15 protein-coding genes are annotated in these 16,156 nt (G+C 34.2%); 10 read left to right on the top strand and 5 right to left on the bottom strand.

What is annotated here, in order from left to right:
• Positions 1 to 50: 50 nt before the first annotated feature.
• Both AQ616_RS11120 and AQ616_RS11125 read right to left on the bottom strand, forming a co-directional pair.
• Positions 51 to 1,148: an ABC transporter ATP-binding protein gene (locus AQ616_RS11120; RefSeq protein ID WP_017796267.1), complete on the bottom strand. Its 1,098-nt coding sequence runs from the start codon at positions 1,146 to 1,148 to the stop codon at positions 51 to 53.
• Between the two features lie 89 nt (positions 1,149 to 1,237).
• The gene (locus AQ616_RS11125) at positions 1,238 to 2,137 is read right to left on the bottom strand and encodes a PucR family transcriptional regulator (RefSeq protein WP_017796268.1); all 900 of its coding nucleotides are present in this window, start codon (positions 2,135 to 2,137) and stop codon (positions 1,238 to 1,240) included.
• Positions 2,138 to 2,282: 145 nt separating this feature from the next.
• On the opposite strand from AQ616_RS11125, the gene AQ616_RS11130 reads away from it, so the two are divergent.
• Positions 2,283 to 2,636: a YlbF/YmcA family competence regulator gene (locus tag AQ616_RS11130; protein ID WP_017796269.1), complete on the top strand. Its 354-nt coding sequence runs from the start codon at positions 2,283 to 2,285 to the stop codon at positions 2,634 to 2,636.
• A 60-nt stretch (positions 2,637 to 2,696) separates the two neighbouring features.
• Here the strand turns inward: AQ616_RS11130 and AQ616_RS11135 are convergent, their stop codons facing one another.
• A complete protein-coding gene (locus tag AQ616_RS11135) occupies positions 2,697 to 2,882 on the bottom strand; it encodes a YhzD family protein (protein WP_017796270.1) in 186 nt (61 codons plus the stop codon).
• 204 nt (positions 2,883 to 3,086) lie between these two features.
• Here AQ616_RS11135 and AQ616_RS11140 point away from each other — a divergent pair, with 204 nt between their 5' ends.
• Both AQ616_RS11140 and AQ616_RS11145 read left to right on the top strand, forming a co-directional pair.
• Positions 3,087 to 3,986: an ABC transporter ATP-binding protein gene (locus AQ616_RS11140; protein ID WP_017796271.1), complete on the top strand. Its 900-nt coding sequence runs from the start codon at positions 3,087 to 3,089 to the stop codon at positions 3,984 to 3,986.
• Complete coding sequence (locus AQ616_RS11145) at positions 3,979 to 5,244, top strand: ABC transporter permease (protein ID WP_069685801.1); 1,266 nt, start codon at positions 3,979 to 3,981, stop codon at positions 5,242 to 5,244. The genes AQ616_RS11140 and AQ616_RS11145 overlap by 8 nt, the downstream gene beginning before the upstream one ends.
• A gap of 209 nt (positions 5,245 to 5,453) precedes the next feature.
• Here AQ616_RS11145 and AQ616_RS11150 read toward each other — a convergent pair whose 3' ends face one another.
• A complete protein-coding gene (locus AQ616_RS11150) occupies positions 5,454 to 6,068 on the bottom strand; it encodes a YdhK family protein (RefSeq protein ID WP_017796273.1) in 615 nt (204 codons plus the stop codon).
• A gap of 160 nt (positions 6,069 to 6,228) precedes the next feature.
• Here AQ616_RS11150 and AQ616_RS11155 point away from each other — a divergent pair, with 160 nt between their 5' ends.
• The 7 genes from AQ616_RS11155 (at position 6,229) to AQ616_RS11185 (ending at position 14,680) form a co-directional block, all read left to right on the top strand.
• Positions 6,229 to 6,528 carry a metal-sensing transcriptional repressor gene (locus AQ616_RS11155; protein ID WP_069685802.1) on the top strand — a complete coding sequence of 100 codons (300 nt, stop codon included), beginning with the start codon at positions 6,229 to 6,231 and terminating at the stop codon, positions 6,526 to 6,528.
• Positions 6,529 to 6,540: 12 nt separating this feature from the next.
• Complete coding sequence (locus AQ616_RS11160) at positions 6,541 to 8,922, top strand: heavy metal translocating P-type ATPase (protein WP_069685803.1); 2,382 nt, start codon at positions 6,541 to 6,543, stop codon at positions 8,920 to 8,922.
• A gap of 21 nt (positions 8,923 to 8,943) precedes the next feature.
• The gene (gene copZ / locus AQ616_RS11165) at positions 8,944 to 9,153 is read left to right on the top strand and encodes a copper chaperone CopZ (RefSeq protein WP_017796276.1); all 210 of its coding nucleotides are present in this window, start codon (positions 8,944 to 8,946) and stop codon (positions 9,151 to 9,153) included.
• A gap of 132 nt (positions 9,154 to 9,285) precedes the next feature.
• Positions 9,286 to 10,494: a metallophosphoesterase family protein gene (locus AQ616_RS11170; RefSeq protein ID WP_017796277.1), complete on the top strand. Its 1,209-nt coding sequence runs from the start codon at positions 9,286 to 9,288 to the stop codon at positions 10,492 to 10,494.
• Positions 10,475 to 13,435 (top strand): ATP-binding protein, encoded by a 2,961-nt coding sequence (locus AQ616_RS11175; RefSeq protein WP_240490496.1) that lies wholly within the window; start codon positions 10,475 to 10,477, stop codon positions 13,433 to 13,435. The genes AQ616_RS11170 and AQ616_RS11175 overlap by 20 nt, the downstream gene beginning before the upstream one ends.
• A 25-nt stretch (positions 13,436 to 13,460) precedes the next feature.
• Entirely contained in the window at positions 13,461 to 14,414 is a 954-nt protein-coding gene (gene yhaM, locus AQ616_RS11180) for a 3'-5' exoribonuclease YhaM (protein ID WP_017796279.1), read from the top strand.
• 62 nt (positions 14,415 to 14,476) lie between these two features.
• Complete coding sequence (locus AQ616_RS11185; RefSeq protein WP_017796280.1) at positions 14,477 to 14,680, top strand: sporulation YhaL family protein; 204 nt, start codon at positions 14,477 to 14,479, stop codon at positions 14,678 to 14,680.
• Between the two features lie 297 nt (positions 14,681 to 14,977).
• Here the strand turns inward: AQ616_RS11185 and AQ616_RS11190 are convergent, their stop codons facing one another.
• Positions 14,978 to 15,877, bottom strand: coding sequence for a peptidylprolyl isomerase (locus tag AQ616_RS11190; protein ID WP_017796281.1), 900 nt, complete (start codon positions 15,875 to 15,877; stop codon positions 14,978 to 14,980).
• Positions 15,878 to 16,156 lie beyond the last annotated feature (279 nt).

The following is a 16,156-nucleotide window of genomic DNA, read 5'->3' on the forward strand; positions in this document are numbered from 1 at the left end:
AAAAGAAGATTTTTTATCGATAAAAACTGTTGTCCCGGATATGCTAGGAATTATTTAATGCGTTGTTCACTATCTTTATCAAAGAAATGTGCTTTGTTTAAATCAAATCCAAGATCAATACTTTCTCCGCCTTTAACATCTGTACGTGAATCAACACGAGCTACAAATTCTTGCCCATCAACACTAGAATAAAGAATAGATTCTGCGCCCATTAATTCTGCAACTTCAATATTAGCAGTTACTTTAGTACCTGGAGAAGAATCGATAAATATTAATTCATCATGAATATCTTCTGGACGGACACCTAGTACCAATTCTTTTCCTTCGTACCCTTGTTCACGAAGTACTTTCAGTTTACCTTCAGGTACAGTGAATTTAGATTCACCAGTAATAAAGTTTCCTCCATCTAATTTCCCAGTGAAGAAGTTCATAGAAGGTGAACCAATAAATCCGCCAACAAAAATGTTTTCAGGATAATCGTACACTTCTTTTGGAGCACCCACTTGCTGAATAACTCCATCTTTCATAACAACTAAGCGAGTAGCCATCGTCATTGCTTCTGTTTGATCATGTGTTACATAAATCGTCGTTGTTTGTAAGCGTTGGTGTAGTTTTTGAATTTCTGCTCGCATTTGCACACGAAGTTTAGCATCTAAGTTAGATAATGGTTCATCCATTAGGAATACCTTTGCATCACGGACAATTGCACGACCTAATGCAACACGTTGCCGCTGACCACCAGAAAGTGCTTTTGGTTTACGGTCAAGGTATGCTTCTAAACCAAGAATTTTGGCTGCATTATCCACACGTTCCTTAATTTCTTCTTTTTTAAATTTACGAAGCTTCAATCCGAATGCCATATTATCGAACACGTTCATATGTGGGTAGAGGGCATAGTTTTGGAAAACCATGGCAATATCACGGTCTTTAGGAGCAACATCGTTCATTTTTTTCTCATCGATGTAAAATTCTCCATCGGTAATTTCTTCTAGTCCAGCAATCATTCTTAAAGTAGTTGATTTACCACAACCAGAAGGACCTACAAAGACGATAAACTCCTTATCTTGAATATGTAGGTTAAAATCATTTACTGCAAGTACTTCCTTATCATATTTCTTTTGAATATGTTCTAAGCGTAATTCAGCCATTTCTTATTCCCCCTATTTTTTATGTTAACGATTACATTTATTGTACAAGAGCCGATGAAATGTTGATATGGTAAATATGCACAAAGATGTTATTCTGTTTTGTGCATATTAGCTAAAATAGCTAAATATACGGTGATGGCTTGTTCAAATTGTTTTACATCAATTCCTGTGCTTTCATGAAATTTATCAAGACGATACTGAATGCTATTTCGGTGCATATACAGTTTTTTTGAAGCTTCTGTAAGATTTAAATTACTTTCAATAAATATTTGTATTGTTTGCAATGCTTCTTTATCCTCTGTAAACTCTTTTAAAATCCAGCTACTTAATTGGATTTTCTTTTGTTTATTTAGATTCTTAATAAGACGAAATGGATAATCTTCTATAAAAGTGACAACGGGTGAATCATGAGATTGAAAACTCGAAGGCGCTTGCTCAGATAATATATTTGAATACGTGACAATATCCTTTAAACTATTAAGGAATGGTCCTATATAAAAAGCAGTTTTAATGTATAATTCACTCATTAATGTATCTGATATTTGCGCATAACTTAACGATTCTTCCAGTTGTGAAATTTCCTCTTCAACTAAAATTCCTGCATATTCATTATGCCAAAGGATAGATATAGGCCCAGTGAAAAACTCTTGGATAGTCGTTTTAAATATATCTGGTTCGACATGGCCTTGGCGAATTTGAAAATAAACAAATCGAAAAGGAGAGTTAATTTCCTCTAATCGTTCTTTATCATCTTCACCTAATCTTTTTCTCCATAATTTCTCACGTTCCGTTTGTAAGGGTAAGTTAACATGGTATTTAGTTAAAAAAGCCGATAATAAAGCTTGATCTTTCTCTGTTAATTCATTTTGGTGGATGCCAACTACTTCTCCTTGTTCCGTTTGAAACCAGGTATAATCTAACGGAAGATTTGAAGTATTGGAAGGTAGTGTGCGAACACTGGGATAAAATTTTTTTAGCATTTGAATCATGTATCAGTACTCCTTTTTAATTATCATAATATTATTATAACAAGTTAATTCTATCCTACCTTTAAAAATCGCATAGGTATTGGTATACATCAGAGGTCACCTTTGTTATAGTAGCATGGAGACAAATCAAGGAGGATGAATAAGGATGGCAAATACACTAGATGTAGCAAATAATTTAGAACAAGCTTTACGTGAAAGTGATGAGTTTAAAAGCTTAAAAGAAGCATATGAAGAAGTTATGGGAGAACCAACTGCGAAACAAATGTTTGAAGATTTCCGTGACACTCAACTAAGCCTTCAAGAAAAACAAATGCAAGGTATCGAAATTACAGAAGAAGAAGTGGAAAAAGCAAGACAAGTTGTAGAAACAGTACAACAACATGAGGGCATCTCTAAATTAATGGAAGAAGAACAACGCTTAAACAATTTAATTAATGAGATTAGCCAAATCATTACAAAACCATTAGAAGAATTATACGGAACAGCTGAACAAAATTAATTAATAAGAGTGCTATTACCAAACTTGGTGGATAGCACCCTTTTTTTGAGTGGCCGTAATCTAACGATGGAATAGCACTAATTTTGCATCTGGACTTACACAGCGATGTGTATGTTCCATATATCCTTCTTCTTCAAGCTGAGTTTGTCCGATTTCTTTTGCAGATTCATCATTTTCTGCAGTGAATGATGTGTCCAATAACTTTTCCCCATTTTTTGAAAATACCGTTAATGCATAGGTTCTCATCCCAATCCCCCTTTAATTATTTATATATTATTATAAATCATATCAGTATTTTCTGGCAATTCATCCTGCGTGTTACAGTAATATCCCCACGGAGTAAAGTTTATTTTATTGTCTGAAAAAGTATTGTAATTAAATAGGACATTATATACACTTTAATGGGGACATAGGTAGTTTATATAATAGAGAGAAGGAGGTAAATCAACGATGACGTTACAATTAAATAACGTAACAAAACGATTTGACAACCATACTGCTGTAACTAATCTTTCTTTGGAGATTCCTGAGAAGGAGATGTTTGGTTTTCTTGGAGGGAATGGAGCGGGTAAAACGACTACATTTCGGATGATTCTTGGTTTATTAGACATTACCGAGGGAGAGATTACATGGAAAGGCGAATCGATTTCTTATGAAAAAAGCCATCTAATTGGTTATTTGCCAGAAGAAAGAGGTCTATATCCGAAGTTAACAGTGAAAGAGCAAATCATTTATCTCGGCAGATTAAGAGGAATGAAAAAGCCCCAAATTGAAAAAGAATTAATAAAGTGGTTAGATCGATTCCGTGTACCAGAATACTTGAATAAAAAAGTAGAAGAATTATCTAAAGGGAATCAACAGAAAATTCAATTTATATCTGCGGTGATTCATCAACCACAGCTATTGATTCTGGATGAACCATTCTCAGGCCTTGATCCTGTAAATGTAGAAATGCTAAAGGAAGCGGTTATTGAGTTAAAAGAACAAGGGACATCAATTGTATTTTCTTCGCATCGGATGGAACATGTAGAAGAACTATGTCAGCATGTATGTATTTTACAAAAAGGAACTCCCATTGTTCATGGATCGTTACAAGAAATAAAAAAAGGATATGGAAAGAAGAATCTGCATATTCGCGGAGATGTCTCGTTTGAATTCTTACGGACCCATTCAGGAGTTTCCTCTTACAAAGCTCTACAGGATGGATGTAAGCTTCAAATTGACAGTGAAGAAGTGGCACAACAAATATTTGAAGCTCTGCAAGGCAAAGGATTTATACGTAAATTTGAACTTGAAGAACCTTCGTTAAATGATATCTTTATTGCAAAGGTAGGTGCTTCATATGAATAAGTTTTGGGTTGTTTTATCTCATACATACCTATCAAAAGTGAAATCAAAATCATTCATCATTAGTACTGCCATTACGTTATTAGTAATTATAGGTTTGGCTAATTTACCAACAATTATTGATACTTTTGCTGGTGATGGAGAAGAGAGTTCGGAGCAGATTGCTGTAATTGATGAATCTGGAAATTATTTTGACCTATTAGACGAAAGCCTAGCTGCTGCGAATGACCAAGAATTAGAGATTGTATCTGTAAATGAATCAGAGGATGATGTGAAACAAGCTGTTCAGGAAGAGGAGTACGATGGACTTCTTGTAATTGAAACAGATGAGAATAATTTACCTATTGGTACTTATTATGCGAATCGGATTTCGGATAGCGGAGAGCAGTTATTTTTACAAAATCAACTTCAACAACTAAAAATAGCGATTGGTACTCAACAGTCAGGAATAGATCAAGAAACATTAGAAATGATTTACGCTCCAGTACCATTTGAAGCAACACAATTAGATGAAACGGCAAGAACTTCTGAAGAAATGAGTCAAGCACGAGGTATTGTATATGTGATGTTGTTTGTACTGTATATGGCTGTTATTGTTTATGGCCAAATGATAGCAACGGATGTAGCAATTGAAAAATCTTCAAGGGTGATGGAAATATTAGTATCAAGTGCTTCTCCTATTACACATATGTTTGCTAAAATTATCGGTGTTGCATTGCTCGGTTTAACGCAAATACTTCTGTTCTTAGGAGTAGGGTATTTTATGATTAGTTCCCAAATGGATGACATTGGTGGAGAATTTTTCGAGTATATGGGCTTAACGAACAATGACATTTCTATTTATATTTATGCAGTTGTGTTTTTCCTTCTGGGGTATTTTCTCTACGCTACCCTAGCTGCAATGTTAGGTTCTTTAGTTAGTCGTATTGAGGATGTAAATCAGCTCGTTATGCCAATGATCATGCTAATAATGATTGCATTCTTTATTGCAATTTTTGGGCTGGAAATGCCTGAATCAACTTTAATAACAGTAACCTCATTTATACCATTTTTTGCACCAATGATAATGTTCTTAAGAGTAGGTATGCTTAATGTTCCGATATGGGAAATTGTATTATCATTCGGATTATTAATTGGAACGATAGCTTTATTAGCTTATGTAGGAGCAAAAGTATACAGTGGCGGGGTATTGATGTATGGGAAATCGGGCTCGTTGAAAGACTTTAAAAAGGCAATGAAGCTTTCTAAAAAAGAAAAGTAAATTATCCACTGAATAAGTAATATTCAATGAGATTAATATCTAAAGGGGAAAGTCATCACAGGTTGACTTTCCCCTATTTCGTTATACACACTTATAGATAATAGGCGACGATTTTTATGGTAACAGTACGATCTGAGTTGTTCTCATGTTAAAAAAAGTTCAACTATAGGGAAAATTGAATGATGAGTAATAACCCCTGACGAGTTTGCTTATGATTCATTTGAATTTGGTTCAAGTTCTTCCTCGGTCACCCATTTATGATTTTTAACTTCTTCACCAGATTCGGTTACATAATCAATCATATATACGGTTGTTTCGATACCGTCTTCAATAGTTGCTGTTGCGCCATTCATACCTTCCATATGTTCAGCATTAATAGTTACTTCATCTCCAACTTGATAAGGGTTTTTATTTGGATTGTTAATTTCTTCTTGGATTATCCATTTGTGATTTTCAACCATTTCACCGCCATCTGTTGGTTGATAACTAATCATGTAAGCGGTGGTATCGTATGCCCCAACAATTTTTCCTGAAGCTCCTTCCATACCTGGCATATGTGAAGCGGTGATTGTTACTTCATCACCTGCAGTATAGGTAGACTCCTCTGCTTCTTTTAAATCTTTAGGGATTTTACCACTCTCATCATGATCCGAATGTTCCTGCTCACTTTGATTATCTTCTTCGAGATCTCCTTCAGGTACTTGTTCATTATCAGGAAGCATGTTTCTTTCTTCATTTTCATCAATATCACTTTCGTTATTGCAAGCATACAATCCCATCAGTAGCACAAATACCCCAACGAAGTATCCCAATTTTTTTATCATAGCAATAAGCTCCTTTCACATGTTGTACAAGTATTATTCACGCAAACGATATGTTATAAACGCAAAAACTGGAAAATAATAGATAATGACTAAGCGCTTATATTGACATATATACATTAGGGGGGTATAGTATTGTTAGAACAATGAAGGAGTGATCAAATTGGATTCATTACAAGAACATACAAATCATCCAAGATCGAATACAGAAAAACAAGCGGTAACAAACCGTTTGAAACGTATAGAAGGACAAGTGAGAGGAATACAAAAGATGGTGGAAGAGGATCGTTATTGTGTAGATATACTCGTTCAGATTAGTGCCATTCAAGCTGCATTAAAAAAAGTAGGATTTGAAATTACGGAGCGGCATATGAAACATTGTGTCAGTGATGCAGTAAAGTCCGGTAAAGGTGATGAAGCAATTGATGAAGTAATGAGTGTATTAAAACAGTTTACGAAGTAAGGAGAGGGTCTTATGGCTAATAAGCAGTCAACATATCATATTACAGGGATGACATGTGCCGCCTGTTCCAATCGAATAGAAAAAGTATTAAATCGTATGGATGGAGTAGAAGCTAATGTGAATTTAACTACCGAGAAAGCATCAATTCAATACGATGAGACGAAAATTAAGAATGGTGATATAACCGATAAAATAGAAAAAATGGGATATGGAGTACAAATAGAAAAGGTTGATTTGGATATAAGCGGGATGACATGTGCCGCCTGTTCTAATCGAATAGAAAAAGTATTAAACAAAATGGATGGTGTTAGAGAAGCAAATGTAAATCTTACTACTGAAACTGGCACGGTTTATTATTATTCAGATGTAGTTCAAGAGTCACAACTCATTAATAAAATAGAAAAAATTGGATATAACGCTGTTTTAAAAAATGAGAATCAAAATAAATCATCACAGAAAGAAAAAAAGTTAGTAAAAGCAAAAAAGAAATTGATTGTGTCTGCGCTATTATCTTTACCGTTATTAGTGACTATGCTTGTACATCTGTTTAATATCGAAATTCCCACTTTCTTCATGAACCCATGGTTCCAATTCGTGTTAGCCACCCCGATTCAATTTTGGATTGGATGGCAATTCTATGTGGGAGCGTATAAAAATTTGCGTAATAAAACTGCAAATATGGACGTGTTAGTTGCAGTTGGTACTAGTGCAGCGTACTTTTATAGTTTGTATGAAGGATTATTAACGATTAATAATCCTGCTTATCACCCACATCTTTATTATGAGACAAGTGCAATTATTATAACGCTTGTATTGTTGGGTAAGTACTTGGAAGCAAGTGCGAAAGGGCAAACAACAACTGCGATTACAAAGTTATTAAATTTACAAGCTAAAGAAGCTAGAGTATTACGTGATGGAACGGAATTTATGATTCCTTTAGAAGAAGTGGTAGTTGGGGATCGATTAATTGTAAAACCAGGAGAAAAAATACCAGTTGATGGTATCGTGAAACAAGGAAAAACATCCGTTGATGAGTCAATGATTACTGGAGAGTCTATACCTGTAGAAAAAGGTAGGGACACAGAAGTGATTGGTTCAACAATGAATAAAAACGGTTCAATAGAAATAGAAGCAACCAAAGTAGGTAATGATACCGCATTATCATCTATTGTCAAAGCTGTGGAAGATGCCCAGGGTTCGAAAGCACCAATACAACGATTAGCAGATGTTATTTCAGGATTCTTCGTTCCAGTTGTTGTCATGATTGCAATTTTAACGTTCATTGTGTGGTATCTCTTCGTACAACCAAGTCAAGTGGAACCTGCTTTAGTAGCATTAATTGCTGTATTAGTAATTGCTTGTCCTTGTGCATTAGGGTTAGCAACTCCAACTTCTATTATGGTAGGAACTGGCCGCGCTGCTGAGAATGGAATTCTTTTCAAAGGTGGAGAACATTTAGAGCAAGCGTATAAAATTCAATCCGTTGTATTTGATAAAACAGGAACTATTACTAATGGTAAACCAGTTGTCACTGATTTTAATGGAGATGATGAGACGCTTTTATTATTAGCAAGTGCAGAAAAAGGTTCAGAACATCCTCTTGCCGAAGCAATTACACAGTATGCTGAGGAAAAACAAATGGCTCTAGTACCAACAACTGATTTTGAAGCCATTCCAGGTCGTGGTATAACTGCAATTGTAGACAGTAAGCATATTATTGTCGGAAATCGTCAATTAATGAAAGAATATAAGGTAGATAGTAGAAAAGAAGATGAATATTTATTCGAACTAGAAAATGAAGGAAAAACTGCTATGCTAATTGCAATTGACGGAAAAATCCGTGGTACTGTAGCTGTTGCCGATACGATTAAAGAAAATGCGAAAGAAGCTATAAACCAATTAAAAGATATGAATATACAAGTAGTTATGTTAACAGGTGATAATGAACGAACTGCGAAAGCTATTGGACGATTAGCTGGAATAAATCATATTATTGCTGAAGTATTACCAGAAGAGAAAGCCGAAAATATAAAAAGGTTGCAAAAAGATGGAACTGCAGTCGCAATGGTTGGAGATGGAATTAATGATGCTCCTGCTCTTGCAATAGCAGATATAGGAATTGCGATCGGAACAGGCACCGAAATTGCAATTGAAGCAGCTGATATTACGATTTTAGGAGGAGATCTTCTTCTTGTATCAAAAGCTATTAAGATTAGTCAAGCAACGATTAAAAATATAAAGCAAAATCTATTCTGGGCTTTTGGTTATAATACTGCGGGAATACCAATCGCAGCGATTGGGTTATTAGCTCCTTGGATAGCTGGTGCAGCGATGGCTTTAAGTTCAGTGAGTGTTGTTACAAACTCATTAAGGCTTAAAAAAGTGAAAATTTAACATTGAAAGGGCAGATAATTTATGAAAAAAACAATGCAAGTACAAGGAATGTCATGTGGACATTGTAAACAATCGGTAGAAGGTGCTATCAATGGTATAGATGGTGTGTCAGAAGCAAAGGTTAATCTTTCTACAGGGGAAGTTGAAATTTATTTTGATGATAGTAAAGTTACAACTAAGCAGTTAAAAGCTACAGTTGAAGAGCAAGGTTATGATGTAGTAGCTCCATAATACAGTTGTTATCTATCCCCTTGAACTATAAAATTGTTCAGGGGGATATTTTTTACGAATCAAACAGAACGTGCATTCTGTTTTGCTGTTTGGTAGAATAATAAGAAGAAGTAAAGGAAGGAGTGGAGCGAAATGAAAGAGTCGATATCATTTATTCATGCAGCAGACTTACATTTAGATAGTCCTTTTCGAGGATTGCAAAATATACCTGAAGAAATTTTTCAAGAAATTCAAGAAAGTACATTTACAACATTAGATAATTTAATAGAACAGGCGATTAAACATAAAGTAGATTTTTTATTATTAGTAGGGGATCTATATGATACCGATAATCAAAGCTTAAAAGCACAAGTCCGACTTAGAAATGTTTTCCAAAAGCTTGAGGAATATAACATTCAAGTATTCCTTTCTTATGGAAATCATGATTATTTGAATGAACACTCCTTATCTGTACAATTCCCTAATAATGTTCATATGTTTACAAGTGAAACCGTGTCTTACTTGCCATATAATAGAACAGAAGAGACAATAGCACATATCTATGGGTTTAGTTATGAAAATAGAGCGGTATACGATTCTAAGGTTCCACACTATCAACGGATAAATGAACAAGTACCTTATCATATTGGATTATTGCATGGAAGTATAACTACGAATACCGAGCATGATATGTATGCACCGTTTCATTTAGAAGAATTGAAGAATGCTCACATGGATTATTGGGCACTTGGCCATATTCATAAAAGAGAAGTGCTATCTGATGCTCCACCTATTATCTATCCAGGAAATATACAAGGTCGTCATCGGAAAGAAATAGGTAAAAAAGGATGCTATTTCGTTGAAATGAACGAGTTTGAAGTTCAAAAACAATTTATATCTTTAGAATCAATTCGATTCGAACAACTAGAATTAGATTTATCTGGAGTTGAATTTTTACATAATATCGAACCGCTTGTTCTACAGTCACTTCCTCAATTAGATAATCCCGGATTAATCGAATTAATAATAAAGATGAATGAGCAACAATACGAAAGTTGGAAACAGACACGCATTGATGAGTGGATAGATATAATAAATGAGTTAACTATCACTCAATCTCCATGGATATATATATATCGTACGTCGATTCAAGTTCCAAAAAGTCATGAATTTGGGGAAAATAGTCCATTCTTTACTATGATAAAAAAACAGATAGATGAGGTACCTATTCAACCAATAGTAGATGAATTATATCAAAATAGACAAGCTAGAAAGTATATCAATGCATTATCAGAATCAGAGATAGAAGCAATAAAACAAGAAGCAGACCAATTTTTACAAGATGCATTTCGGAGAGGGTGAAATTATGCGAATTACAGATATAACTATCTACGGGTTTGGACAATGGGTTGATCAACAATTCACTTTCTCATCCTCTGAAATCACAACAATTTATGGAAAAAATGAGTCTGGAAAATCTACGTTACAACAATTTATTTTATTTATGCTTTTTGGCATGCCCCCAAAACAAAGGAAATTCTATCAACCGAAGAATAGTAGTAAAATGGGTGGCCGAATGATTATAATGACTCCAGACCATGAACGTATCATAATTGAACGTATAGATGATGAGAGTAGGGGGAAAGCAAGCTGCATTTTAGAAGATGGATCGGTAAAGGATGAACAATGGTTAAGCAAAATTCTAAACGGAATTGGGCTTGATACATATCAATCTATTTTTTCTTTTTCAGATACCGATCTTGCTCATATACGAACAATGCAAGAGGAAGAACTTAATGAAATATTGTTAAGTATAGGATTAACGGGATCTTCTATTATATATGACGTAGAGAAGCGCTTGGATCAGGAAATAGGAAATTTATATAAACCTTCTGGTAGAAAGCCAGAGATAAACGAACAATTAACATCATTACAACAGCAATCTAAACATCTAGATGAATTAAAAAAGAACGAAGGTACATATCACAATAAAGTGGAAAAAAAGCACTATTTACAAGAACGTTATCAGTCAGTACAAGAAGAAATTGTGAAGCTCCATCAAGAACGTAAGAAGCTTGATACGTTGATACAAGCTTTACCTTTATTGAGAGAGGCAAAAAGAATCGAAAATCAACTTAATAATTCGAATCATGTAGATGCCTTTCCTGAACATGGCGTAGAGAGAATGGACCAATATAGAAAGCTTATTCTTCCTCTTCGAAGTGAAAGAAGTACACGAAAAAATAATATTGAAAAATATCATGAAAAAATGTTAGAAGTAAACGAACGTTTATTGCCTAATTCAACCCAAGAACCATTATATGAGTTGCTGAACGAGTTAAGTGAGGTTCAATTTGCTATTGAAGAGAAAAAGAGATTAGTTAAACTTATTTCAAAACAGAAAGCAAGATTAGATGAGGAGATTCAACAATTACATGTGAACTTGTCTAAATCCGAACTAGATCAATTAGCATTGCCTTTTTATATAGAAAAACAATGGGGGAAAATAAGAGCAAATGCTGAGCAGTTATACTATGAAAAACAGCAATTGGAACAACAAAAAAGTCAGCTGAATGAAGAAAAAGAATTTCTAAATGGGCAATATAAGCAATTGAAGAATCAATTATTACATGATGCGCATGTAGATGAATTACGACAAAGAATTGATGCTTACCAAACTAGTCAGGTTTTACAAGCTGAAAATCAAAAAGTACATCAAGAATGGCAAAAGACAAGACTACAAAAAAAGAATCTTAACAAACGTATATTATACAGTACAATTGTTATAGCAAGTATCCTTATGGTAACTTCATTTGTTTTTACAGAGTTTTGGTTAACTATAGTATCCATAATCGTAATTGGTTTTGGCTTAAGTATACTACGTATAAATAAACAAACAATTGATATGATACAAGGAATGTCAGATATTAATGATCCTAGCTTGGTTGCTTTCGTTGATGTAACCATAGAAGAATATTATGAGGCAAGAAATATATTAGAAGAGCAAGAGGCTATACAAAGCGAAATCGAACAATTAAATAAAAAGATACAAGATAATGAGTTAGCGTGGATAGAGTGGAAAAGAAAACAGACAAATATTTATGAAAGATTTGAACATCTAGATCAACAGAAGCAGGAACAAGTTACCCAGTATCCTTTTTTAGTTTCAATTGAAGTTGATTATTGGCCAGATTTATATCATCATTTGCAGCGCCTACTTCAACTATATGAACAATTGAAAGAAAATGAACAACTTTATTTACAAGAATCAACAAAGGTAGATAATTATATTAAACAATGTGAACAATGGGCTATAAATAATAATAATCAATTAGATTTAGATGATCCGGAAAGTGTCCTCGTACAACTACAAGCCATAAATGAGCAGCATAACCGGACACTCCAAGATTATCGACATTATAGAGCACTTTGGCAAGAAGAAAGAAATCTTGAACAACAACTTCAAAAATCTATCTCGATTTATCAAGAATCAATAGATAAATTGTTAATACAAGCCAATGTGACAGACGAAGAATCATTCTATCAAAATGCTGCTCTGTATAAAGAGCGAACATCATTAAAAGAGAGAAACAAAGAATTACAAAATCAGTTAATCAATATTTTTCCAGATGGATTTGAATCTTACTTTGAGCGATTAGAATTAAATGAGTATTATGTGAAAAAGCAAGAAGAGCAAAACGCTAGCTTAAAAAAATTAGAAGAAGATTTAGAGGATATTCGAAATAATCTAGCAGAAGTTCAAGCTGCCATTAATTCATTAGAAGGATCAAATGAACTGTCGAAAAAGACACATCAGGTTGAATTAGAAAAAGAAAAGCTAAATACTTTGTTTCGACAATGGGCAATTCGAAAAGTTGCGAAGTCTTATCTAGTAGAAGCAAAGAAAAATTATCGAGATCAATATTTGACAAGCGTTATTCAAGAAGCAATTGTGTATTTTAGTGATTTAACCGATAAACGATATGTTAAAATTTATCCACCAACAAAAAATCAAGGATTTATAGTCGAAACAAGAGAACAAAGAAGATTTCATGTAAACGAGTTATCACAAGGAACTATTGATCAGCTGTATATTTCATTACGATTTGCGATTAGTAAGATCATGAGCCAACAATATTTACTGCCATTCCTAATCGATGATGCTTTGGTACATTTTGATACGAAGCGAATGGAACGTGTTATAAATATTCTGCGTCGTACTGCAAAAAATCAACAAGTGATTTTATTTACATGTAAAGAAGAAATTATGCAACTAGTAGAGGGAGAAGTATTGCAATTATAGTAGCGTAAAAGGGGGAGAAAATTATATGAAAAATGGTATCGCATTTCGCACGATTGGAGAAGAATTTGATGGATTTCTATTAATTAAAGAATCTACAAGGGGTACTACTAGTAATGGAAAACCATTTCTAACCTTAATACTTCGTGATGCTAGCGGCGAAATAGAAGCAAAACTTTGGGATGCAACTAAAGATGATGAAGAAACACTGATTCCAGAACAAATTATTCAAGTTTCAGGTGAAATTAACCAATTTCGAGGTAAGCACCAATTAAAAATATTATCTATCCGTTTAGCTCAACCAATGGATAATGTTCAAGTAACAGACTTTTTAGGTAAAGCACCCATGGAAAAGGAAGAATTGGCAGAAAAATTAACTGAGGCAATTTTTGAGATGGAGAACCCTAAAATTCAACGTCTAGTTCGTGCATTTATTAAGAAATATCAGGAAGAGTTACTAACCTATCCTGCAGCAACCAAAAATCATCATGAGTTTGCATCTGGACTAGCATATCATGTCGTTAGTATGTTGGCTATTGGAAAAGAATTGCACAAGCTCTACCCCGAAATTAATAAAGACTTATTATATGCTGGAATTATACTGCATGATATTGGTAAGATTAAAGAACTTTCTGGTGTTGTTTCTACTACTTATACATTGGAAGGGAAAATGCTTGGACATATACCGATGATGGTTGAAGAAATTGGATTAATGGCTAATGAGTTGAAAATTGAAGGAGAAGAGGTGCTCATTTTAAAACATCTCGTTCTAAGTCACCACGGTAAAGCAGAATGGGGAAGTCCTACCCCGCCATTAGTTCGTGAAGCTGAACTACTACATTTAATCGATTTAATAGATGCAAAAATGAATATGTTAGGTCGAGCGTTGGAAAAAGTTCAACCAGGAGAGTTCACGGAAAGACTTTTTGCTATGGATAATCGTGCTTTTTACAAACCGAATTTTGAAGAAAATGAAGGATAGGTTATTTTTTCTTTCTTTGTTCATATATATAGTATTAAGGCTTGGACAAGGAGGAAAAGAAGATGGAATCAATTCCTATTTGGGTTATAGCAGTCATCTTATTAATTTTCTTCAGCGGATATATGGCATTACGTGCTATGCTGGCAGAACGAAAATTGGATCAACAATTTATTGAAAGAGAAGGAAAAATATACATGGAACGCATTCGTGAGGAACGATTGAAGCGTCAGAGGGATCATAATAGTGAGATTCATGATAACAATTGAATTTAGTGAGAAAGGCGCAAGCGCTTGTTTAGAAACGTAGCGAATGCGCCCCTGTTTTAGGGAGTGGTACGACAGTGACCGAACTTCCTTTTTCTTTGAGATTAAGGAATCACGGTGAGATGATGACTTTCACCGCAAGAGTATAAGTGCGACTAAGCCTCATGACATGAGTAATTTCGGTAAGTTCTTCTGGACATGGATGCTCAGTTATTTAGTTATACACAGCATACAAGTTTTATAATTTCCTATATAGCAAGAAAAACGCCCATTTCATTTAAATGGGCGCTTTTCTAAGGCTTAACCTTGTGCGTCTTCTTCAGTTGTATTTTCTTCGGTTTCTTCTTGCTCGAATAAATCTTCCATGCCTTCTACATTAATTTTTACATCAGATTCTTGGATTAAATTATTAATTTTTTCTTGGATTTGTGTTTGATCTACGCGACTTAGTAAAATCTCACGCTCAAGTTCTTTTTTAACATCTTCGAATTCACCTATTGATTCTTCTTTCTCACGTACATCATTTACTTTAATAATATGTGTCCCGTGACTACTTTGCACTGGATCGCTAATTTCTCCTGCTTCTAAAGAATATGCAGCTTCTTCAAATTCAGGTACCATGCTTCCCGCACTAAAGTAACCAAGGTCTCCACCATTTTCTGCACTTCCAGTGTCAGCAGAGTATTCTTTCGCTAGTTCACCGAAATCTTCTCCGTCTTCAATTTTTTGTTGTACTTCAGCAACATCTTCTTCATTTTCTAACAGAATATGTTGTGCTTGTACTTCTGTATTTTTACGTTCATATAACTCTTTTAAATCTTCCTCGGTAATTTCAATATCTTCAGCAGCAGCTTTTTCCTGTAACATACTAACATACATTATTTCGCGAAGTTGTTCCTCGCCGCCAAATTGCTGCTCTACAGTCGTATTAAAATCTTCTTCGCTAGGAAATCCTTCTTTCATGGTTGCGATTTCTTCTTCTAACTCTTCATCAGTTACTTCATAATTATCTTCTAAGACTTTTACAGTAACTAGTTGTTGTAACATGGATTCACCATTAACATCTTTTAATTCTTCATAAAATTCTTCTTTTGTAATATTTCCTGCTGCTGTTTCAGCAACAATTTCATCGTCTGAATTACATGCAGATAATGCGAGTACCCCGATTGAAAGTGAGGCTGCTATTGTCCATTTCTTCATACTTTAAAACACTCCTACTCTGTACTAGTTTGCGATTAGTTTTTACAATCATTAATATATCATACTTTATAAGGAAAAAAATAGAATTTGTAAAAATACCTATAAAATCCCATTAAACTGTCACATTCAATACTCGTAAGTAGGAGCATACAAGTAGAGCTACCATAATCATGTTTATAACTCGATAGACTTTAAGCTGTTTTTTTTGTGATAGCTCCATCTTGATACAAAATGCATTGGTTAAAGTATTAAAAATTAGTAGTACGATAAAAGCAAATA

This window comes from Oceanobacillus sp. E9, assembly GCF_001741975.1.
GTDB lineage: Bacteria > Bacillota > Bacilli > Bacillales > Amphibacillaceae > Oceanobacillus > Oceanobacillus kimchii.